Genomic DNA, 23,958 nt, shown 5'->3' with positions numbered 1-23,958 from the left:
TTTCTTATATAGATAAAGATATTTGGTTTTGATAAAATTGAGAAACTATGAGTTTTGAATTACTACCTCTTGCGGGCAATTCCGAGTTGTAAATAAACAAGATACAAGATATATGCGGACAGCCTTGCAGTCCCTATACTTCGCATTTTATTCTTCATAAATCATCTTTTTAGTCATACCTCCGTCTATAATAATATTTTGCCCGTTGATAAAATTATTTTCAGGCTGGCAGAGGTAGATGCACATACGTGCAATATCTTCAGGGGTACCCACCCTGTTGGATGGATGCTGTTCGTGGTCTATCGGGCGCAATTCCCCATAGTGTCCCGTGTCTATCCATCCCGGGCTGATACAGTTCACCGTTATATTATATTTACTCAGGGAGATGGCCAACGCGTGGGTGAGGGATACGATGCCGCCTTTCGATGCCGCATATGCCTCCGAATCGGGTTCACTCATCAGGTAGCGGGTAGACGCCATATTGATGATGCGTCCGTAATTATTTTTCGATCTGCTTTTTGATCGGTGTTTGGCTAATAATTTAGCGGTAATGAATACAGGCCGTAGGTTTGTCTTCAAAACCTTGTCGAATCCATTGACCGACATATCCAGAATGGAGCCGAACTGGCTTACGCCCGCATTATTAATAATGATATCTATATCTCCCTTTTGATTGAGGATAGAGGTGATGACATTTGCTAAAGCCCCTTTATCCGATATATCGGCTTTAGCAAATGTACATTTATAATTATTCAGTTCGTCGCAGAGTTGTTTTCCCTCTTTTTCGTTTATATCGCAAAAGAATACATCTGCGCCGGCCTTACAGAAAGCGGTTACTATAGCCTTGCCGATTCCCAGCGCGCCTCCGGTAACGAATGTGACTTTGTTTTCCAGTGTATCCTTCATAATGATGTTATTCTATATTAATTTCTTAATTTCCTGATGTAATTGACTCCATTTGTTTTCTTCTATCTTAGCTCCGATAGCTTCTATTACATTTCCGGCGAGTAGTGTTCCTATCCGTCCGCAAGCGGAAAGCTGGCAGTTATGTATCAGGCCATAGATAAAACCTGCCGCATACAGGTCGCCGGCCCCTGTTGTGTCCACACAATTTACTTTAAGTGCGGGAACGAATACTTTTTCATTTCCCCGCTGAATCCATGAGCCTTTCTCTCCTGTTTTCACGATTGCTATACCTACCTGCTTCGCTATTTCAGAAACAGCTTCTTCAGGTTCCAGATCGAACAGGGCTTTGGCCTCTTCTTCGTTTGCAAAAACGATGTCTACATATAGAGGGATAATTTCGAGCAGGAAATCACGATTGGCTTCCACAACATTATAACTGGCCATATCCAGAATGATTTTTGCTCCGGCTTCTTTTGCCAGTACAATGGCTTTTTTTATCAGGTCGTGGCTTTGTACCAGATACCCTTCGATGTAGAAATAATCATATCCTTTGAAATCATTTGCGTCCAATTCATCTGCATGGAGCAATGCCGCCGCTCCCAGATATGTGCCGAAAGTACGTTCCCCGTCTTTGGAGATGAATGTAGATGCCACGCCCGATGCTTCATTCACTTCGGTCAGATGTGAAGCTACACGATGCTTCTTCAGGTCTTCTTTATAGTATGTGCCATAGAAGTCTGTACCTATGCGGCCGAGAAAACCCGTTTCAACATCCAGGTTGGCAAGCCCTACGATTGTATTGGAAGCAGACCCGCCGGAAACAATACTTTTGTTAAGTTTATTAATTTCTTCAGAAATTATTTCCAGCTTCGTTTCGTCGATAAGTTGCATGCTTCCTTTTGGTAATTGGAGGAGTTCCAGTATCTTATCGTTTTCTATTACTGCAAGAACATCTACAAGGGCGTTGCCCATTCCTAATACTTTTGTCATTCTTCTTTAATTTTTTGTGTAAAGATATTGCATAATTCAGAAATAAGGCCTATTTTTGCGTCACTTTTGAGAGAAAAACACTCTTCCTTAGCTCAGTCGGTTAGAGCATCTGACTGTTAATCAGAGGGTCCTTGGTTCAAGTCCAAGAGGAAGAGCAAATCTGAAAGGATTTCTTCTCTCAAAAGTATATTCTTCCTTAGCTCAGTCGGTTAGAGCATCTGACTGTTAATCAGAGGGTCCTTGGTTCAAGTCCAAGAGGAAGAGCAAAAAAAAATCAAGCAGTTACCAGTTAGGCTAACTGCTTTTTTATTTATTGCCCTGCAAAATTACCATTTAACTTCTCAATATATTCTCACAAATATATAATCCGGTTGTGGGTATCAATAAAGTTACATTAAAAAAAGAGTATGATCTATTGTATCCTTCTTATCCTTGTCAAAAGTATATAGTATCGACGGATTGTAAGCGCTGGTACTCTTTATTTCATCCAACTGAATGATTACACCGGTAGAAAGCACTTTGCGCTGGAAATTACGCCGGTCTAAAGTTTTATTCAGGATAATCTCATATATCCTCCTCAACTCACTCATTGCGAATTTTTCGGGCAGAAGTTCATATCCTACCGGAATAACCGGGAGCAAAGATCGTATGGTTTCCAGTGATGTTTTTATAATATTCTCATGGTCGGAATAGAGCGAAGGAAGGTGATCGATATCGAACCATTTAGTCATATCCTCTTCTACTTTAGACAAATGTATATCATCATATTTAACGAAAGCGTAATAGCCCAAACTTATAAATCGTTGTAAAAACCATTGTTCCTCTGCACTTGAAGGAGTGCTTCTGTCAGCATTGCCTTTTACATATTCGATATTTTGCTCCATAACTGTTCTCGCCGGGTCGGTAAACAAATGAAATTGCTTCAGGTAAATATCTTTCAATCCTGTACGCTGTTCTAAAATTCTTTTCACAGCCTCGTCGGAACTCTCATTCTTAAACATAAATCCTCCGGGCAGCTGCCAGTATTTACTGATGTCAAACTTATTTAACAAGACCCACAGTTTCTTTTTGTGAAAACCCAAAATTACACAATCGATTGAGAAGCCCGGATGGACATTCTCAATTGTATATGGATAAAATAAACTTCTTTTACTCATAGCATTCATTCAATTACAAATATATCATTTTCCTAACTCCTTACCTGACAAGTGACAACAAAGATAATAAAACACCAATAATAGCCTTAATTTCTGCGTTTATTTAACGCATATTTATGTTTTAAAACACAAGTGCGTATTTTTAACGCAGAAATATGTTGATTAATTGAAAAGTTGACTTAGATTTGCGTCATAAGAACGCAGGCATTAATCAAAATATGAAACCATGAAAAAATTATTTCTATCCATTGGATTAGCTTTTCTGACAATGAGTAGTTATTCGCAAACTTCGGATAACTATCGGTTTGTAGAGAACAATAATGGCCCCAGATTGGGATATTCACCACAGTCGGGTGTAAAAATACTTACTGTAGACGGCCTTAATTTTAAAGACCTGAATAGAAATGGAAAATTAGACAAATACGAAGACTGGCGTCTACCCATAGATGAAAGAGCCAAAGACCTGGCTAAGAAAATGAGCGTAGAACAGATTGCAGGACTAATGCTTTACAGCGGACACCAGTCAATTCCTTCAGCCGATTTTGGTTTCGGTGCCGGAACGTATAATGGCAAGCCTTTTTCGCAGAGTGGAGCCAATCCGTGGGAGCTGTCGGATGCTCAAAGGAAATTTTTGAAAGATGACAATCTTCGTCATGTTCTCTTAGTAGGCGTGCAAAGCCCTGAAGTTGCAGCAAAGTGGAGCAATGAGATGCAGGCTTATGTAGAAGGTATTGGTTTGGGAATTCCTGCAAATAACAGTTCCGATCCTCGTCATTCGGGGCAGGTAGCAGGCTCTACCGTAGCCGAATTTAATGCGGGAGCGGGAGGTGAAATATCTGTTTGGCCTGACGGTTTAGGTATGGCGGCGACTTTTGAGCCTGAACTGGTAAAAAAATTCGGGCATATTGCTGCTCAGGAATACCGTGCTTTAGGTATCGGAACTGCATTATCTCCACAGATAGACCTTGCCAGCGAACCCCGTTGGTACCGTGCCAGTATGACCTTCGGTGAGAGTCCGGCTTTGGCTACAGATATGGCCCGTGCCTATATAGACGGATTCCAGACATCAACCGGAAAAGACGAAATAGCTGACGGATGGGGATATAAAAGTGTAAACGCCATGGCTAAACACTGGCCTAGCGGAGGACCGGAAGAAGCCGGACGTGATGGCCACTGGGCATTCGGTAAATTCGCGGTTTATCCGGGTAATAATTTTGAAACACATCTGAAACCATTTACAGACGGTGCTTTTAAATTGGATGGTAAAACATCTATGGCTTCAGCTGTTATGCCATACTATACGATCTCTTACAATCAGGCAAAAGACGGAACTAATCTGGCCAACGGGTTCAGCAAATATATAGTCAAAGACCTGTTGAGAGAAAAATACAACTACGATGGTGTTGTATGCACCGACTGGCTAATTACCGCTGATGAAGGTCAGACTCCCGGTGATTTTGCCGGCAAACCTTGGGGTGTAGAAGCCAAAACTATTGCCGAAAGACACTATATAGCCCTGATGGCAGGAATGGATCAATTTGGTGGTAATAATGAAATGGGGCCTGTGATCGAAGCATACAATATGGGGGTGAAAGAACATGGTAAAAACTTTATGAGAAACCGTTTCGAGCAATCGGCCGTCCGTTTGTTGAGAAATATATTCCACCTTGGTTTATTCGAAAATCCATATCTGGATGCTCAGGAGAGCGCTAAGATAGTAGGTAATCCCGATTTTATGCAAGAAGGCTATAATACTCAGTTGAAATCAATTGTCATGCTGAAAAACAAGAACGATATATTACCTATAAGGGAAAGAAAGACTGTTTACATTCCTGAAATCTACACGCCGTCGGTAAAAGACTGGTGGGGTAACTGGTCTAAACCATCACTTCAGGTCCCTGCCGATATCGAGATGGTGAAGAAATACTATGATGTGACAAATGATCCGGCTAAAGCAGACTTTGCCATCGTATTTATCTCAGGCCCGTACTCAAACAATGATGGTGGCGGATATGACAAGAACGACCGTAAAGAAGGAGGAAACGGATATGTACCTATTACCCTCCAGTACGGAACATACACAGCCAGTGATGCCCGCGAACATAGTATTGCAGCCGGAGACCCGGTAATAGATCCTACTATCGCCAACCGTTCATATAAGGGAAAAACTGTGACGGCATCTAACACAATGGATCTGAGGACAGTGTTAACCACCAAAGAAATAATGGGCGACAAGCCGGTAATTGTAGTAGTAAACCTTTCACGTGGAATGGTATTCAATGAATTTGAAAATAAGGTGGACGGAATCCTTGCACGTTTCTCGGTGGGAGAACAGCCTGTTATGGATATAATTTCCGGAAAATACGAACCGTCGGGATTACTTCCTATGCAGATGCCTGCAAATATGTCGACAGTAGAAAAACAAAATGAAGATGTACCTTTCGATATGGAATGTCACAAAGATACTGAAGGAAATGTATATGACTTTGCTTACGGGCTAAACTGGAAAGGTGTAATCAATGATGCACGCACTGCTAAATACGGAATAAAATAACCAATCTTATCTAAGAATTATGAAAAGGATAATTGTAAATATAAGTATGTTAGTCGCACTTGCAGCGTATACAGGTAATGCCGGCGCTCAGGAACCTGCCGGAAAAGATTCGCTTAAAGTAACGACTGCCGAACAAAAGAGCGATCGTAATGTCATGTTGAATGCGGCGTCGGCAAATTCAGGTCCCCGCAATGTAAATATCGGGCTTCCGGCCAGTGTGGGAGGAACAACGGTTCTGGAGAATGACCTGCCGGTAGTATATTTCTTCTGGCCTGAAATGCCATTTAAGTCGTGGCGTATGGATGCCATGACAAACGGAGTCAGTCTTCTGGACTTGGGACAGACTGCCATCAATATTGGTGATGTGGGTTTCTCCGTAGGCACGTACAACAATATGGGGACGGACAAGTTCGGTGGAAACGTAGGCCTGAACTCCAATCACTTTGGCTTACTTAACGGTACAGTCAACTTTAGCGGGCCACTGACAAAAAGAGGTCTGAAGTTTTCATTGGGGGCATTCGTAAATTACGATCCCGGAACATATAAGGTGAATAAGACAGATATAGACCGTTACTATAATGATCAAACCCAGTTATATAAAGCAGCATTGACTCAGGATTATAAATTTCAGGGAGGGGAGGGATCTATTTCCGCTTTCTATAAATATTCTAATTCCAAATCGATGACTATGCAGCAATATGCTCCCTACAGATACAATCTGGATGGGTCGGTAGATGAAATAGACGGTTTCAAGATCGGTAGTGATAACTATCTGTCCGGACAGAAGTTTAAAGTCAAAGATGCCGAAACAGGTAGTATCGCAGAACGCGATGCCCTGAACGATTACGGCACGGAAAGCCATACCTTCGATTTGATTGGCAAAAACAAGCTGGATAACGGGCTGAACCTGAACTTTATCGTCAGATACCATACTGCCAAGTCCGGGATGTACCTCCCTATTATGACGGGTATATCGGAACAAACATATACCGATGCAACCGGTAACCAGAAGACCGGCAACCTGCAAGGAGTAATGGCTTTAGCATCGAGAAAGACACCTGTCAAATCTCTTACCAGCCTCTTCGAAATTGGGAAGAAATCAGGAAATCACGATTGGAAAATCGGTGTAAATCAATGGATGTACGACATAGATAAATTTACCACCGAAGGTGTTATTTATAACCAGACTGTAGAGGCTAATCCCCAACGTGTAGGCGACAACATATATGGCATTGCCGAATATCACAATGGTACTGAAAACAAAACAGCTCTCTTCCTTACCGATAAGTGGGATATCGCAAATGTGCTGACGCTGAATCTGGGTGCCCGCTTCGAGTACCAGAGTCTGAGAGGGGATTTTATCGACAACAACGATGTAATAGCAGACATACCTTATCTGTCAAACAAAAAGACCGATATCGATAAGGACTGGTTCAATAAGGCTTTTATGCTGAATGCTGTATATAAAATGACACGTAACTTCGGGTTACTGGGTGAAGCTACTTACAACGAACAAGCCGGCCACCTCGAGAACTACTCAGCAGGAAATGAACCCAACCTGAAGAAATCGAAAATACCGGGAGCCGGATTCGGTGTGTTCTACAATCACTCTATGTTCAGCCTTGTATCTAAGGCAACTTATATCAAACGCGACGAGTATCGTTCTACCGTGAACTTTACCAGTTCGAAAGGAACGGTTGCACGTCCGACTGTGGCGTACGATATAGAAACGATAGGATGGACCACTGATATCATGGCTACACCCGTCAAGAATTTCAATCTGCACTTCCTGCTGACATTACAGGCTCCTAAATACAAAAATTATTCAGGAACAGTAAACTTCGGCGCGGGAGAGACTCCTGTCGATTATAACTTTACAGACAATATTGTAACCGGTGTATCGAAAGTACTGATCGAGATAGACCCCAGTTACCAGTGGAAAGACCTGAGAGTATGGGCCAGCGCGCGTTACTTTAGTAAGCAATATGCTAACCTGACTAATTCACTCACCTTCAAAGGACGTTGGGAAACATTTGCGGGGGCAAGTTATTTCCTGGGCAAGAATCTTGAATTTAACGCCACAGTTGTAAACCTGCTCAACCAGCGCGGAGCACAGGGCACTATTTCAGGAGCAGATTTGTATACAAAAGAAGAAGCTGAAAAAATGGATGGTGCTATACTTTCGGGAACATATATCCGTCCGTTCACTGTAGAATTCGGAATGAAATACAAGTTCTAAACCATCTTTTTCCACATTTTATTACCCTGTCATTTATTTGTGAGATATGACTTGTTTGGGTATGGATTGTATGTAATTGCGTAAACTAAATGTAAAAGTACTTCTCATAGTAAGAAAATCCTGCCAATGATAGAATTGGCAGGATTGGTTATCTTGTATATGAATTAATGCTTCAGGATATTTAGCTTGTATTTTCCTTATCAGTTCAAAAAATTGCCGTATGGATTAGAGTTGCAATTAAATAGAGTGATACGGCTGCCTCTGTTTTTTAATCTGCTTTAAATGGTGATGCAGGTAAACCGTAATTATTGAATAAATCCACCGGTTGAAAATTCCTGAAAGCATACCTCACTTTTGCCGGATTCAAAACTTTTTCGCTCGATACTGATATTTTAGTCTTCTTTTCCACCAGTTTAGCATCTGCAGGATAAAAAACATTATCTGCACCGGCTATCTCAAATCCTGCTATCTGTTGATCTTTAGAATTCAGTCCCGATTCCGAATAATAAAAATCAATGATAATTTCTCTGTTTTTCACTATAAATGATTTAAAGATTGGCCCGCTACACGGTATATCCTCTATTCCATATGCTTTAGCTAATGCCCATAGTGCAAAACGTTGCCCAACTTCTTTCTTTTTAGGAGGATGTATACATGACGCCTGTCCTATGTCGGCGGTTACAACTATCCCAGTGTTTGGAATTATAGAGAGGCATTCCAGTTGAACTTGCCTCAATTCAGCTGCTTCGGTTTCATCACAACGTTTACCACCATAGCAAAACGGCGCTATCTGCGCATAATAGAAAGGGAAATCTCCTTGTTTCCATTCTTCACGCCACGATTTTACCATAGCAGGAAACAATCGTTTATACAAATCAGGAGCTTCCCTGTTTGCTTCACCCTGATACCATAAAGCGCCTTTAATTGTATAATTTCTGATAGGGTGGATCATTGCATTATAAATCAATGTGGGTTCGCTCCGGGGGTGCTCTATTTCAGAATAGTTCTTTTTCAGGGCATCCAGTGATATTCCCGGGAATTCTTGTTCGAAGACTTCTTTTTTAATCCATGGTTCTATCTTGGATCCACCCCATGCGGAACAAATTATGCCAACAGGAACATTCAATGCTTTTTGAATATATCGCGCAAAAAAATAAGCCGCAGCACTGAAGTCTGCGACAGTACCCGGAGTACATTCTTTCCATTCGGTTGTGCAATCGAAAAGAGGCGATACACTGCCATTGATCTTTACATTGGCAATCCGGATATTGTTGGCCGGATTGGCTTCCATCAGTTCTTCTAATGCATGTTCGACCGGTTCCCCGGGATTTCCCTTTATCCTCATACCCATATTAGATTGACCGGAACAGAGCCAAACTTCACCGATCAATATATTTGACAATTTAATTTCTTCCCCGTCAGTAATATGTATAGCATACGGTCCTCCGCCCACAGGTGTTTCTACCTGTACAAGCCATTCTCCGGATGAAGAAGATATGACGGAATATTCTTTATTATCCCATGAGGTAGTAATGCTGACTTTCGTTGATTTCTGAGCCATACCCCACAAATTCACCTTACTCTTTTGCTGCAATACCATATTGTTACCTAATATTGCAGGCAAGGTTATTTTTGCAGAAGAAAATTGTGCCCCACAAAAACTTATCAATAATAGCAATATATATCTTTTCATTTTCTTAGTCAATTAATTATTATTTTTCATGCCGCTGATTTCATGTCGCAAAAATGTAAACCGAACAATCAGTACTATTAAACAAATAGAGTAATTAAAGGGCTTATCCAAGTTAACTATTTACTTTTTAAAAAGTTTTGCGGGTAATCTTTCAAAAGCTATTCTGTCATATGACGTCTCTTCCCCGCTTTCATAAAATATGCCTATATCTCCTTTATTGAGCACTACTATATCTGAATAGGCCGTAAATTTCCCGAACACCTGATATTCATTAGCCCAGGTTTGTCCGTTATCATGGCTTATTTTAATAGTCATGTTCATTCTTTTATCCGGATGATTCGGGTTACTGAACAAAATGGTTGAAGTCAGCTTTCCTTTAGGAGTATAATTTAATATAGAAGCCTGACATACCGGTTCCTGTAAAGATTGATCCCAGTAAGTAGGCTCGAGCGTTTGCCCACCATCGCGGCTAATAGCCACCATGCGGCATTTTCCATTTTCCCTCTCTCCTCTCGGTCCTCTCATATTAAGCATAAGGCTGCCATCGGTTCTTTCCACTATAGTACATTCATTGCCACCTGCAGCAGAAATTCCACCTATCTTCCAGGTTTGCCCAATATCGTCGGAATAGATGATATGTGAAAAAGAGGTGGTTTTGTTTTCACCTACCGGTCCGGTGTAATCGCCAGGTACATTACTATGGTCGCATGGAGCAATCAGGCGTCCTTTGTACGGCCCATTTTTTAGCTGGATTGCGTGGCATGGTCCTGTTGCATACCATCCCCATACGGGATTCTTTGCCATATCGGTTATTTCTCTGGCCTCGGACCATGTAACCCCGTCATCATCCGAATGCAACATATACACTCTCCGGGTATCCTGCGATGTTTTTTTATGGATATCTTTTTCATGATCTTTACCTAAATTCCATGTGGAAAGGACTATTATGCGTCCTGTCTTTTCATCCACCACCGGACAAGGATTGCCACATACATTCTCGGCATCATCCCACACCATGATCATTTCACTCCATGTTTTGCCTCCATCGGTAGACCGCTTCATTACAAGATCTATATCGCCCGTATCGGAACGGCTGTTTTTACGAGCTTCGGCAAAAGCAAGAATTGTTCCCTTTTTGCTAACCACTAAAGCGGGAATACGAAAAGTGTTATAGCCGTAGTCTCCTTTCGAAAACAAATTGGCCTTATAAATCGGCTGTTGAGTCTCGGCTGCGTTACAGATCAGGATACTGCCTGTGACTGCTATTATCAGTAATAAGATATAACTTCTCAATTTCATTGTTATTTTTTTTATGGTGTATCAATTAATTAATTCAGGTATTAGCTCATGCCCTCTCGCTCTGACAGGTTTTACATATTCGAGAGGAATGGAACGGTAAGGCCATCTCATATACCCTCCTACATCGCTCCAGTTTCCCACCATTGCCATAAACCGGTCGCATGCATGGTTCGCATATCCTTTTTCTGTAATGAAAGGAGTTATGCACTCGTTCATGAACGCCTGTATCCTTTTTTCCAGTTCAAGCGCCGCTGGCATATCCTCGATCATCATTTCGTACCATTTTTGTGCGCCAAAAGGATTCAGTGCAGCTACATTCGAATAGGCACCATGGCATCCCGAGCTAATTCCGGTTGCAAGGTGATGTCCGGGAATGAAAACAGATAAACCTTTCACGGTTTTCCTTACCTCCTCATACCATTGGGGATCGGCACCATTGTCGCTCACTTTTACCCCCACAAATGAGGGAATACGATCCTTAATCTTCATCCATCCTTCCGGTTTGAGTATTCGTTTAGCATGTGGTGGATTATAAAGGATCAATGGAATGCCATCAGCTTCTCCCTCCATAGTCTCCATAAAAGTTAACACCTCATAATCCGAAGGAGGAAACCAATCGGGAAGAATCAACTGGACGGCACTCGGCCTTAGGTCACGAATAAGCCGGAGTCGCTTCAGTGACGTCTGAGGACAAGGGTGGCTTACCCCTATCTGGTAAGGCACCCTTGCTTTTTCGCATCGCCCGGATAAAAGTTCGCTTATCTGAGTAAATTCCTTCTCATCCTGAGTATAGAATTCCCCGGCAGTTCCATTGGAATATATACCACATGGTTTGCTTGCAATCAAAACATCTATTTCGTCCGTAAGACGGGCAATATCCAATCTTCCTTTTTCATCGGTCGCAAGCAATAATGTTGCCCAATTACCTTTTATTTCCGTATAATCAAGACGATGCATAATTATCTAAGTTTAATCAATTGTAAAATCGGTTTGCTCAAGAGCGGGATTCTTATTTATAGATGTCAGGCTGATAGGCCACAAAAGCAGGTTGCGTTCATTTTCGCGTCCCACAAGGCTGGGAACTTCTTTAAATGCGACCCCAAAACGTATGTAATCCCACCATAGTTTTCCTTCTGCCGAGAACTCTTTTTTCCGTTCATGGATTATCTTCTCCGTCACTTCGTCTTTAGTGAGTGTCTTCGGATAATAATTATCTACCCCGTATGCCCGTTTTGTAATCTTATTGAGGGCATCGATAGCTCCGTCCTTTTGGTTCTGATCGTTTTTAATTTCGGCATCGAACATGATAAGATCGGCCATCCTGTAAACAATTATGTCGGAATCGAACGTACGCGCTCCTGAGGCCCATGTACCTGAAAATTTATTTATCCAATGATGAGTTGTGTTTTTCTCAGGATCGAAGAAATAGTCATAGCTTACCCTCGACCGCTGATCGGTAGCTACTTCATCGATGATAGCTTTGTACTGAGCAGTAAAAGCTGCCCATTGTTGATGGCTGCCTACCTTTACCGGGCTTTCTATATATTTGGCACTTACATATTGTAGAGCACAAAGCCAGTCAGCCTGAAATCCCCCCTCTTTCTCATCCTTGATCATACTCCAGACGAATATAACCTCTTTGTTGTTTTTTGTATTAAATATATCTGCATATGAAGTAAGAAGCTCTTTTTCTGCACTGGCAACAGCCAGAGCCCTATCGCAGGCCGTGCGCGCTTCGGTCAAAGCAGATGCATCTCCACGCACTTTCGCCATCCACAGATAATAATCCGTTTTGAGGGTCAAAACTGCTGCCAGACTTGGCATGTTAGGCGTAATACCATTGATATTGGCAAAATATCCTTCAGCTTGTGTAATATCATCCAAAACCTGCTGGAATACCATATCAGACTTATCTCTGGTAGGAAATAGCCCTTCATCCCTGTCCGACTCAAACCCTTTTGTCAATACCGGAGCATCTCCCCATATGCGGCCAATCCAGTAATAGCAAAAGGCGCGGACAAAATGTGCGGAACCCAGAATGCGGTTCTTATCACTTTCATTATTGAAACTGATTTCAGGAACATGTTTCAGGATAAGATTCGCATGGTTCAAAGTAGTATAGAGAGCTGTCCAGTCGGCCTGTGCGTGTCCTGCCGAAATCGTATTGTTATAGGCATCTTCTCTGGCAGGCTGGGTTTCATTACCCTTGCCCCATAATCCAGTGCGGTATTCTCCCCAGTACATATAGTCAGTAGCGAATGCCGCCCTGAATGTACTCATCATACCATACATATGCGAAACTGCATCAGCAGGTTCTTTCCAAGCGTCATTATTGGCAACTATACCTTTTTGGCTGACATCCAGGTCACTATGGCACGAAACACCAAATATGCATATGGTTACAAAAATGATTAATATATTAAATGTTTTTTTCATGATCTAAATATTTTGTATACAACTTTTTAGTAATTTAATACAATTTAGAAGGTAACCTTTACTCCTAAAGATATCCTACGTATAGGAGGGTAATTATAGTAACCGGCATCGTTCGTACTACTTGTTCCCACTTCCGGAGATATGCCGGGAACCGCTGTAAAATAGTGAAGATTATTGGCCGAAACAGTCACCATCGCTTCTTTCATAGACAGTCTGGATATAAGTGTTGCAGGCAATTTGTATCCCAGACTTATCTCGCGAATACAGAGATAATCCCCTTTGAATGCAAATATATCTGCATTATTCTTGAAGTTTGACGATACACTCTCGCCTCCGCTATAGAATCTTGCATACTTGGCATCCGGGTTTTCGGGACTCCATGTATTCAATACCTCTGCATTGAGCGCAGTGTTTCCGGTAAATGTATTAATGAACTGACGTGCCATTTGAGCATGCATAATGGTATGACCGAGTGCCCAGTCTACAAATACATTCAGTGATAAATTTTTATAAGTAAATGTATTGCTAAGACCACCTGTAGTATGAGGAACACTGTAACCCAGCAAGAATCTGTCTTCTGAATTGATCTGGTCATATTCAACACCATTTACAACCCTTTTAGAACTACCCTCACGGTTAACCCATTCGTAGTCTCCCATATTTTTGCGTCCCTTCACTGTTGTTCCATCGGCCGGGTTATATCCGGCTGAATAATCATCGTACATTGCATTAGCCAATTGGTCTTCGGTACGGATCACATAGTCCACTTTCATTCCGTACAAACCATACAGAGACTCTCCTTCGGCTGTTCCTCCAAACGCATTACCGTCTCCAAGTGTTGTTATACCACCGATACGGTTTTTATCCCGTCCGTTATAAGGAAGTTTAACTACTTTATTTTTCACATAACTCCATGTGAATTTAGAATCCCACGAGAAATTTTTACCTACAATGTTCCGGCTGGCTATCTCAATATCGAATCCGTAAAATTTCACCTCTCCCACATTCGTTTTCACACTCGAATAACCGGTTGTATTCGGAAGTTCCTTATCAAATAAGAGGTTCCGGGTTAATCGGTTAAAGTAATCGGCATTCACTGTTAACCGCTCATTAAACATTGTCAGATCAAATCCGAGGTCGAACTGTCTGGTAGTTTCCCATTCAAGATATTCATTTGGCATCACTGTAGGATAAAGTCCCGGCTGTCCGTTATAGACATTTGTTCCATACCGCCCTACAGCATCATTGAGGCCTATAGCATTATTTCCTGTTTCGCCAAAGCTCATCCTAAGTTTCAAGTCGTTTATCTGCTTAATTGGTCTCATAAAAGATTCTTCCGAGGCCATCCATCCTACCGACATGGCAGGGAAGAATCCCCATTGATTGCCCTTTACAAATTTTGATGAGCCATCTGCCCTGAAAGTTGCGGTCAAAAGATATTTTTTCTTGTAATCGTAATTCAAACGCCCGAAATAACTCAATAATACAACTTTCTCGAAACTACTTGTACTGGCTGTTCTATCGGGTTGGGCTGTTAGGGTCGGAGTTTTGTCCGAACCTCCTCCTTCTGCCGATGCACCGAATGCGTTACGATCATCTCTCGAATACGAGTACCCTCCCATAAGAGAAAAGTTATGATCTTTCTTTAGTGATTTTGTATAATTTAAGAAAGCATCCAGTTTGGTACGCGTCAATTCATTGAAGTTTTCGGTAGTAGGAGTGGCGTTTGAGAAATAACCTCTTTTGCGGAAACTTCCCCATCTGTTTACATGGTTGTACATGGAGACATTTACGTTTGCTTTGAGCCCTTCAAGAATTTTATACTCCAAACCTCCTACAACTGAGATTCGCTTATTCCGATTATCATTATCGAATATATAGTCGTTATATTCGGGGTTGAGCGAAGTACCATTGTACCCGTACGAGGGAGTACCATCGTCCATATAGCGTTTCATTGTAGGAGCAGCCGATATTCCTCTTGATATAACATTCATCTGATTACTGAATTCCTTACTTTTAGCATCGGAAAATTCCATCATACCTGTAAGTTTAAGTTTTTTTGTAATCTCGGTATTCAGGTTAAGCCGTGCTGTAAGACGATTAAATTCCGTACCTAACGCAACTCCGTCATCAGTAGTATACCCCATACTTGCCGCATAAGTGGTTTTATCAGTTCCGCCGTCAACGCCTATATAATAATTTTGCCAATAGTTGTCACGGAACAAGATATCCTGGAAATCATTGTCCTGAAAAATAAGCCATTTTGTATTATCAAGAGGGTCTCTCATCTTTTTATAACCGGCAGGAACTGTTTCGCCTTCTCCGAGCCATCTTGTGGAATATACTGAATTTGCATCATTGATCGAACTGGCTGAGAATCCTGATGTGAAATTATTCATCGGGGTTTTGCCTTCTGCTATAGAAGGACGAACCATTCTGATATAATCTTCTGCACCCAACAAATCAAATTTCCGTTCAGCTTGCTGGAAAGCAACATTAGCCTCAAAAGTAACCCTTGGAGCTTTATTTTTTGTGCCGGACTTGGTCGTGATCAGAACCACACCATTGGAGCCTCTTGCTCCATAAACTGCAGTGGAGGCAGCATCTTTAAGTGTTTCTATCGATTCAATATCATTAGCATTGATGCCGGAGAAAGCTCTCTCAACACCATCAACTAAGATAAGAGGTTCATTACTCATATTGATAGAAGACCCTCCCCTGATTCGAATAATAGGATCGGCGCCCGGGGTATTATTATTACTATACACACGGGTTCCCGCAATTTTACCTTTAAGGGCTTCTCCTACTGTATTGATAGGAGCGCCCTGCACTTCTTCTCCTCCGATCTTTGTAATTGCTGATGTCACCGTACGGCGTGATTGAGTACCGTACCCCACAACAACGAATTCATCCATCATCATACTCAGAACAGACATCTGGACATCCAATTTCGTTTGATCCGTTATTACTATTTTCTGAGTTGTGTATCCGATAAAAGTAAATATTAGCGTAGATTTTGGTGCAACAGAGATATTGTATTCTCCTTCCAGATTGGTTGTTGTACCTCTGGTTGTACCTTCTACATGGATAGTTACTCCTACCATTTCCTCACCGATTTCGTCGGTAACAACACCGCTAACAGTTATATTCTGTGCCATAAGGTTAGAGATACCAAAACACAACAATGAAAAGGCTAAAAGAAAGAACCTCTTTGTTGGCCCACAGACTTTTTTCCTGTTTTTTTGGACTAAGTAAGTTTTAAGCATACTACAATTAGTTTAAAGTTAATAGATTAGTTTAAGGCTTGTCATTCATATTATTAGATATATTGTTCATTTGATTAATTCTCCAATATCCTGTCCACCACCAATTGTCTGAATTCAGGGGAAAGCATCGAGAAATAGGCCGTGAACCCTGTTATTCTGACCACCAATTCGGGATATAATTCCGGATTCTCATGAGCTTTCAAAACGGTTTCTTTATCCATGATATTGACATTGATCAGCGTACCTCCCATCTCGAAATGCGCTTTTATAACAGCACCTATCAGCTTCGACTGTTCTGAATCTGCCAGTGATGGATCCAGTTCCCATTGCATGGGAGCCGTATTGCCATAGCCCGGTTGTATAAGGGCTATCGTTTTTGCAAGAGATAAGGAAGCATCGTCGATGGCAAACCCGGGGTTTGGATTCGCTCCATGAGATATCGGGGCTCGGGCTTTGCGTCCGTTTGGCGTAGCTCCCACATTTTTTCCAAACCCAACAGTATTTGCCCATGAAAAGAACCCCGGAATAAAAATATATTTCATGTCCGTATCAGACTGTGAGCGTACCAGATCCACAAAAAGATCACGTGTTTTTATCGCCCACTTTTCTCCCAGAGAGCCGGACTGGCCATATCGTTGACTATTTTGGAGTAAGGTCCGCAGATATTCGCCATCTTGTCCAGTGAAATTATCTGCAACAGCATCTCTTATCCGATCCCAGCTAAGCCGTTGCTCTTGTTCGACCCGTTGCTCAAGTGTAGCAAATGAGTCGGCGACAATAGCCAGTCCTGCACCATCTATGGCGAGATTGTAATGCATTGCGCCACCATCCGATACATCACACCCTTTTTCAATAGGGCCATGACTGAGTAAATTCAACAGAAGTTCCGGTTCGTTATATTTCTGATATTTGAGATGGTGCTTCATTCCTTCTACAGTAGCCTTAACAGCATTTGCAAGGTGTGCGGAGAATAAGTTCCACAGATTGTAGCTGTTTTTTTTAATTAGACTATTGTTAAGCTCATTATAAGATACTTCAAAGACTTTAGCCATATTGATCTTTACAAGATCGTTAAGTGTATACTCCATTCCCGGAAGCGACATCCAGTTACATCCCACTGCAATTCTTCTTATTGCCAGAGGTTTGTCGAATCCGTTCTTCATAAATCCTTTAACCAAAGCCTTATCACCTGAGAAACGAGGCCATCCGTTCTTATTCTTAACAAGATATCCAACTGCCTTATCAAACAATTCCTGATTGAGATTTTCGTGAACGCGGATAGTGATATTGAGTGAAGTGTTGATCTTATCTGCAGCTTCGAGTATCAGGAATGATATTTTGGAAGTCACATCGTTTCCATCATCATCGGGTCCTCCCAGTTGCCAGTATATAGGATCGTTTATTAGAAAACATGCCAGATAATAAACCGCCATATCATCATTTAATAATCCTGATTTTATATCGTTTTCATAGAAAGGCTGTAATAGGGTATCAATCTGACCGCCTGCACCATCCCTGTTGTATGTCCGCGAAGCCAGGTGATACCAGATTATCCACTGGCAAGCCTCACGGAAAGTCTTAGGTGCATCGGTAACGAGATTCTTATTGACCTCAGCTATATCTATCAGGTTCTGTTTACGGACAGGGTCGCTTTCTTTTCCTGCCATTTCCAGGCCTTTTTCCACATGTCTTTCGATCCATCCCTGTATACTGCGAATAGCACGTTCGTGATAGGTATAAAAGTCAATTTGTTCTTTAGATATATTGATCTTTTTGTAATGATTGATTTTTTCCAATAAACCACCCCATCCCAACTTCAGACCCATTTCATAGTCCGGTGCAAAATGGGCATCGTCGCCTATTCCGGGTATAATATCATACTTATCGAAATCATTTTTCAAATGGTCGTACGGATAGTCGGGATTCCACTTATTTGGACGCATTTTTGACATAAAATACATCCAGCGGGCAGCAAACGCATCATCCGGATCTATATAAACGGGATGTGTATCCATCAGTGAACAGAAGTTATCTGTCCATGCTTCAAATCCATAGAAAGAACCATCGGGATGATTGGGAATAATATTCCAGAGACCTGTCGGTGGCACTATACGGCCGTAATCGTCCTCGTCCAATAATCCTTCTAACCGGATTTTCTCCTGAGTTTGTTCAAGCTTCCGCTTCTTCAGAGCATTTATTTTATCATCGTATATTTTCATTGTACTATTATTTGTTTTTTAGAATTAAGTTCCTGCTTCAGCTTCTCAAAATGTCCCGGCAAGAATGACCTGCAATTCGGCATCGGGTTAAACATTCCAAGCGATGAAAATTTATTGAAGCCTAAGCAGTGAAATTCCAATAATTGGTGAGGCGTTCCAGGAGCTAATCCGGTAATTAAGTTTTCGATATCAAGAAGTTCCCTAATGCTATCATTAACTCCGGGTATAACCGGCGTACGAATAACCATTTCTACCTGTACCGAGTATAAGTAAGATATATTGCCTATGATAGCTGTGTTATCTTGTCCTGTCCACTCTTTATGAAGCCCTGAATCTGCTATCTTCAAATCGACAAGCCATAGATCCACAAATGGCAGTAAGGGCTTCAACAGTTCCTGAGGGTAGCACAGATTGGTTTCAATAGCTGTATGTATACCCTCTTCATGGCATGCTTTAAGCAGAGCAAGAGTGAATTCGGGCTGCATCACAGGCTCTCCACCCGAGACGGTAACTCCCCCGTCAGACTCTTTATAAAAAGGTACGTCTTCCTTAAGCAGTTCTACCACACTATCACAATCGATCTGTTTACCTACAATAGAAAGTACTTTTGAGGGACAAGCCTCAGTACAATCTCCACAAACTGTACATATTTCACGATTAATTGAGGTATTATTATCAACAATTGATATGGCAGAATTTCTACATGTCTCAAAGCATGTCCGACAGCCAATACATCTTCCGGCAGTCTGCATCAATTGCTTCTGGCCACTCCATGTCTCAGGGTTATGGCACCACTTGCAGCGCATGTTACAGCCCTTGAGAAATACGGTAGAACGAATTCCCGGTCCGTCATGTATTGACATTCTCTGAATAGTAGTTATTGTGCCTTTCATCGATTGATACCTTAATTTATCTGATATATTAATCCTTCATATCCACGGTTTTAGGCCGTAAGAAACTTATTTGCAGAATAAGTACAAACAGAACGATAATAGCCATTAAAGCAAAATCCCGTCCAAGATTACCCGCATCTGTCGATTTGCCCAACAAGCTGGTAATGGCCGCTCCGGCAAATACACCACACATATTCATGATTCCATAAGCAGTAGCCCTGTATTTGGATGATACAAACTGGCACAGAATTGGCATATTATTGGCATCGAACATACCAAAACCGATACCGAAAAAGACGCCTCCGAGAACAACCGGTAAAAGCGATTGCCCAAATCCAATAAAGATCAGTGCAGGGATAGTCAATCCTAAGCCGATTGCTCCTGTATAAATCCTTCCCCGTAAATTCTTTTGAACCCATCTGTCGGAAAGCAGACCTCCGATCAATACTCCGCAGAATGAGGACACAGCAATTACGATGGTCGACAAAGGACCTGCCACAGACATATCTATGGATAGACTTTCGGAAAACAAGGTAGGCAGCCAGTTTTTTGTAGCCCATCCCGGAATACCCGGAATACAGAAATACAGCAGTATAACCCAAAAAGAAATATTTCCCAGCAGGATTGCTAAGCCTTTTAATACAGGTGGCTTTTCTACCTTTTCTTTTGTTTTGTCAGTTAACAAAGGCGAAGAAGTCTGATCTCTCAGGAAAACAGCAAGTATAATGCTGTATACAATACCTATGATGCCAAACCAATGGAATGTCAGGTTCCATGTATACATAGCGGCCAATGTGGCTCCAAATCCCCCGACGGCCTGTCCTGTATACAAACCCGTCATATGAATACCTACAGCCAGCGACCTGGTCTTTGTCTGATGAAATTCAGCTATCAATGCCAATGCAGCGGGTAGATATAAGGCTTCACTAATTCCCATTATTGCGCGAAGGATATACAGCTGTTCAAAAGTTGTGGCATACCCCATCATGAAAGTGACTCCAGACCAGACGCACAAACTTCCGGTTATTAGCCATTTACGACTAAATCTGTCCGCGATGATGCCGGATATCGGGCTCATTATTCCATATATCCAAAGGAAAACAGCCATCAGTCGCCCGAAGTTAGCAGCTGATTCCAGTTCCTGTATATCTATCATTATAGGTGTACGCATTGTGGAAAGCATCTGCCTGTCCATATAGTTTAGCAATGCCACTACCCACAACAGTCCTACAACTACCCACGGATATATTTTACTTGTTTTGTTTACTAAATTCATACTGATATTATTCAATTTTACAATTCAAAAGTTAAATAAGCAGAATAGGAAGTGCTTTTCGCGAATGCGATTCAATATTTTTAAGAGTGATCAATAAGAACTTTACGTTAGGTTTATAATCTAAATTGTTTATTACTTTTTCTTTATTGGAAATCAGGAAAGCCTATTCTAGACAAGTCATTTTCTAGCGCAATTTGTTCTTCTTTTTCTAAAGCTTTGATAGGTGAACGACAATCACCACATTCTATTCCTATCAGATTCATTATAGCTTTTCCGCCCCTGACACCTCCTCCGTATTTGATAATCACTTCCACTGTTTCGATGGATTTCTGTTGCAATTTTTGTGCAGTTTGCAAATCATTCTTTTTCATCGCATTAAAAATACCATCATATATCTGAGGAATATAGTTATAGGTACTTCCTATTCCTGCTACTGCCCCCATTGCGAGCCCGGAAATTAGTATTTCATCATAACCATGCAATACTTCGAATCTTCCATCTTCGAGAGTGAGGCACACCTCCATTTCCATCAGATTGTTATGGGTAAATTTAGTACCCGCAAGATTCGGTATCCTTTTTTTCCCTTCCTGAAGAAATACTTCAACAGGTAAACTCACTCCGGTCATAGCCGGCATATTGTAATAATAGAATGGAAGATCCGGTGCCGCAGCTGCTATGGGACTGAAAAAATCAATCAAATCCTTTACACTTCCGGGTTTGAAAAAAGAAGGTGCAATGGATGCAGTCGCATCAACTCCTAATTCCTGAGCATATCTGGCTAGAGCAATGGACTCTTTCTGGCAATTAGATCCTACATGAGCTATCACTTTAAACCGTTTTTTACAGGCTCTAACCCATCGGGCCAGAATTTCATTTCTTTCATCCATGGTAAGCGACGAGAACTCTCCTGTCGTACCACAAACAAATACCCCATTTATAGCAGTAGATGCTATCCAGTCTGCATATCGGTCTATCGCTGCATAATTTACTTCTCCATTTTTATCCATCGGAGTGAAAACAGCAGCAACCATACCTTTTAGCCGTTCATAATTTTTCATAGCGAATAATGTGTGTTTCAATTAGAGTTTTAGGTATTAATTCACGGATTAACTGTACTTCCAAATTCTCCTTTCAGTATATTAGGTGTACGAATCCCGGGTTTTACTTCCCCGCTTGTAATATAGAAGCTATTACCATCGACAGCTACATTCGTGGTAACAGCTATGGGATATGGAGAATCGCACATCTTCTGAAGTATGTTAGTGTGTACATCATATGTATTTATGGCTCTACTGAATCCCGGATGACCGGGAGTGGTCGGTAAGATCTTGCCGACTCCTCCTAAGAAAATTATTTCACTCTCTCCATATGGGATTGCTGTTCCTGCCATTACCGGAAACTCCCCTTGCAGTATTTCCCATTTTCCGGCTATAGGGTCATACACATGAGCATCCGTGTGCATTACCGTTTCCTGACCAGAGGCAAAACTTCTCCCACTGAAAAGGTAAATTTTACCGGCTTGCGCAACAGATACGGCATACGCTCTTGACTCTCCCTGCCATGCAGGAAAGGACTGCCATCCTTTTTCCAGATGTCTTAGATCTAAGAAAAAACAATGTTTGGTTGATGCTTCATCCACAATAGAACTTTGACCGCCCATCAGGTAGATCTTATCTTCTGATACAACACCTGCGGTATTTGCCAACGGAACAGGCAGAGATGGAAAGCTGTCGGTATCTGCTACTATTTTACCGTCCTCTTCTTTTATATATACCACATCTGTATGGCATTGCTTGTCATCCGATCCTCCTATACACAAAAAGCCGTTATCTAATTGGATGGAGACACCATATGCTATCGTATGGGGCATAAAATTGTCCGCGACATACCATTCTTTTTGGTTTTGGCTAGAGAGACTTGTCCGGTACATATTTTTCCACCATACTTTTTTGCCTCCCTCCCAAGGATAACCTTTAGGGAAATTAGCCCCTCCGATTATCACAAGGTTATTATCTATTATTCCAGAAAATGCACCTGCTACTCCCAGATTATTTTCCATTCCATCGCATGGAGGCAACGTCATATCGTTTTGCAGATGCAATTTCGCAGCTGCTGGTTTATCTGTAGTTTGAGATTGAGCATTTACTGATATCGAGTTTATCATAAATATTATAATTATTAGTGTTTTCATTAGATTGTCCATTATAAATGAGGGTTTTAAAATGTTAGATTAATATTTTCCCCTTCATCCGTCCGTTTTCGGACTTCAATTTTCTATCTCTCATAAATATTTTATATACTTCGAAATGTCTCTCGATGGCAACCTTATAGCCATCCTCATCGCCCTTCTTTATTAGTTCGAACAAATCGGAATGCGTTACCAATAAACCTTTCTTACTCATCTTTTTGTTGATGGGACTAAGATGATCTTTGAACTTATCTTTTACAAAAGACATTACGGGGTGTATAATCTCCTGAAATTCCGATATCGTCTTATTTCCCGTTACCTGATAGAGTTTAGTGTGAAAAGAGAACTCACTGACTGGGGAATATTCATTGTTTTCGAATACAATTCCCAGTTTCACTATTTCTTCCAGTTCTTCTATATCTTTTGGAGTTATATTGTAGAATATGTCTCTGGAAATACCAATCTCAAGGGCTATTCTAAATCCTAAAATATTGAATAACGCCTCTTCGCCAAGAATACGTGGATCCACAGCTCTTTTCATCCCTCCCAAAATAGAAGGTTCTGTCAGAATCATGCCTTTTCTTGGCCGGCTATACACCAAGCCCATCATTCTTAATCTGCTTAATGCTTCCCTCAATACACTTCTGGCAACGCCTAAGGCTAATGATAAGGTAGCCTCATTCGGTATGTGATCGCCACATTTGAGGTTATTTTCTTTAAAGTAAGTAAGCAGGCGATCCTCTACCTGATCCACTAAGGTTTGTTGATTAACTGTGAGTTTCATTGGTATTAGTATTATTTATCTTATTTGTCAGACAATTATACAAATAACTAGTATATAT

The 23,958-nt window shown here is 41.4% G+C and carries 16 protein-coding genes and 2 tRNA genes; 4 read left to right on the top strand and 14 right to left on the bottom strand.

Annotated elements, in window-relative coordinates; genetic code table 11:
• Positions 1–147 precede the first annotated feature (147 nt).
• Both IR083_RS13775 and IR083_RS13770 read right to left on the bottom strand, forming a co-directional pair.
• The gene (locus IR083_RS13775) at positions 148–906 is read right to left on the bottom strand and encodes an SDR family NAD(P)-dependent oxidoreductase (RefSeq protein WP_194224743.1); all 759 of its coding nucleotides are present in this window, start codon (positions 904–906) and stop codon (positions 148–150) included.
• A 12-nt stretch (positions 907–918) separates the two neighbouring features.
• Entirely contained in the window at positions 919–1,896 is a 978-nt protein-coding gene (locus IR083_RS13770; RefSeq protein ID WP_194224742.1) for an adenosine kinase, read from the bottom strand.
• An 81-nt stretch (positions 1,897–1,977) separates the two neighbouring features.
• Here IR083_RS13770 and IR083_RS13765 point away from each other — a divergent pair.
• Positions 1,978–2,051, top strand: a tRNA-Asn gene (locus tag IR083_RS13765).
• A gap of 35 nt (positions 2,052–2,086) precedes the next feature.
• Positions 2,087–2,160, top strand: a tRNA-Asn gene (locus IR083_RS13760).
• 125 nt (positions 2,161–2,285) lie between these two features.
• On the opposite strand, the gene IR083_RS13755 is transcribed toward IR083_RS13760, so the two are convergent.
• Entirely contained in the window at positions 2,286–3,053 is a 768-nt protein-coding gene (locus tag IR083_RS13755; RefSeq protein WP_006799821.1) for an NUDIX hydrolase, read from the bottom strand.
• Positions 3,054–3,279: 226 nt separating this feature from the next.
• Between IR083_RS13755 and IR083_RS13750 the strand changes: the two genes are divergently transcribed.
• Positions 3,280–5,607: a glycoside hydrolase family 3 protein gene (locus tag IR083_RS13750; protein ID WP_194224741.1), complete on the top strand. Its 2,328-nt coding sequence runs from the start codon at positions 3,280–3,282 to the stop codon at positions 5,605–5,607.
• Positions 5,608–5,626: 19 nt separating this feature from the next.
• Positions 5,627–7,846, top strand: a complete 2,220-nt coding sequence (locus IR083_RS13745) for a hypothetical protein (RefSeq protein WP_242052419.1) — start codon at positions 5,627–5,629, stop codon at positions 7,844–7,846.
• Positions 7,847–8,114: 268 nt separating this feature from the next.
• On the opposite strand, the gene IR083_RS13740 is transcribed toward IR083_RS13745, so the two are convergent.
• From IR083_RS13740 to IR083_RS13690, 11 genes are all read right to left on the bottom strand, one after another.
• The gene (locus tag IR083_RS13740) at positions 8,115–9,539 is read right to left on the bottom strand and encodes a sialate O-acetylesterase (protein ID WP_194224740.1); all 1,425 of its coding nucleotides are present in this window, start codon (positions 9,537–9,539) and stop codon (positions 8,115–8,117) included.
• Between the two features lie 120 nt (positions 9,540–9,659).
• On the bottom strand, positions 9,660–10,838 hold the full coding sequence (locus IR083_RS13735; RefSeq protein ID WP_194224739.1) for a sialidase family protein: 1,179 nt from the start codon (positions 10,836–10,838) through the stop codon (positions 9,660–9,662).
• Between the two features lie 21 nt (positions 10,839–10,859).
• Positions 10,860–11,795 carry a dihydrodipicolinate synthase family protein gene (locus IR083_RS13730; protein ID WP_194224738.1) on the bottom strand — a complete coding sequence of 312 codons (936 nt, stop codon included), beginning with the start codon at positions 11,793–11,795 and terminating at the stop codon, positions 10,860–10,862.
• 12 nt (positions 11,796–11,807) lie between these two features.
• Positions 11,808–13,274 (bottom strand): RagB/SusD family nutrient uptake outer membrane protein, encoded by a 1,467-nt coding sequence (locus tag IR083_RS13725; protein WP_194224737.1) that lies wholly within the window; start codon positions 13,272–13,274, stop codon positions 11,808–11,810.
• Positions 13,275–13,318: 44 nt separating this feature from the next.
• Positions 13,319–16,432 (bottom strand): SusC/RagA family TonB-linked outer membrane protein, encoded by a 3,114-nt coding sequence (locus tag IR083_RS13720; protein WP_194224736.1) that lies wholly within the window; start codon positions 16,430–16,432, stop codon positions 13,319–13,321.
• Between the two features lie 182 nt (positions 16,433–16,614).
• Complete coding sequence (locus IR083_RS13715; protein WP_194224735.1) at positions 16,615–18,759, bottom strand: pyruvate formate lyase family protein; 2,145 nt, start codon at positions 18,757–18,759, stop codon at positions 16,615–16,617.
• Complete coding sequence (locus IR083_RS13710) at positions 18,756–19,652, bottom strand: glycyl-radical enzyme activating protein (protein ID WP_194224734.1); 897 nt, start codon at positions 19,650–19,652, stop codon at positions 18,756–18,758. The genes IR083_RS13715 and IR083_RS13710 overlap by 4 nt, the downstream gene beginning before the upstream one ends.
• Positions 19,653–19,680: 28 nt before the next feature.
• Positions 19,681–20,928 carry an MFS transporter gene (locus IR083_RS13705; RefSeq protein ID WP_194224733.1) on the bottom strand — a complete coding sequence of 416 codons (1,248 nt, stop codon included), beginning with the start codon at positions 20,926–20,928 and terminating at the stop codon, positions 19,681–19,683.
• A 143-nt stretch (positions 20,929–21,071) separates the two neighbouring features.
• The gene (locus IR083_RS13700) at positions 21,072–21,986 is read right to left on the bottom strand and encodes a dihydrodipicolinate synthase family protein (protein WP_194224732.1); all 915 of its coding nucleotides are present in this window, start codon (positions 21,984–21,986) and stop codon (positions 21,072–21,074) included.
• Positions 21,987–22,027: 41 nt separating this feature from the next.
• Positions 22,028–23,119 (bottom strand): hypothetical protein, encoded by a 1,092-nt coding sequence (locus IR083_RS13695; protein ID WP_242052418.1) that lies wholly within the window; start codon positions 23,117–23,119, stop codon positions 22,028–22,030.
• Positions 23,120–23,153: 34 nt separating this feature from the next.
• Positions 23,154–23,900 carry a FadR/GntR family transcriptional regulator gene (locus IR083_RS13690; protein WP_194224731.1) on the bottom strand — a complete coding sequence of 249 codons (747 nt, stop codon included), beginning with the start codon at positions 23,898–23,900 and terminating at the stop codon, positions 23,154–23,156.
• Positions 23,901–23,958: the final 58 nt, after the last annotated feature.

Source organism: Dysgonomonas sp. GY75, assembly GCF_015234155.1.
Taxonomy (GTDB): domain Bacteria; phylum Bacteroidota; class Bacteroidia; order Bacteroidales; family Dysgonomonadaceae; genus Dysgonomonas; species Dysgonomonas gadei.
This window is presented reverse-complemented; position numbering and strand designations above follow the sequence as displayed.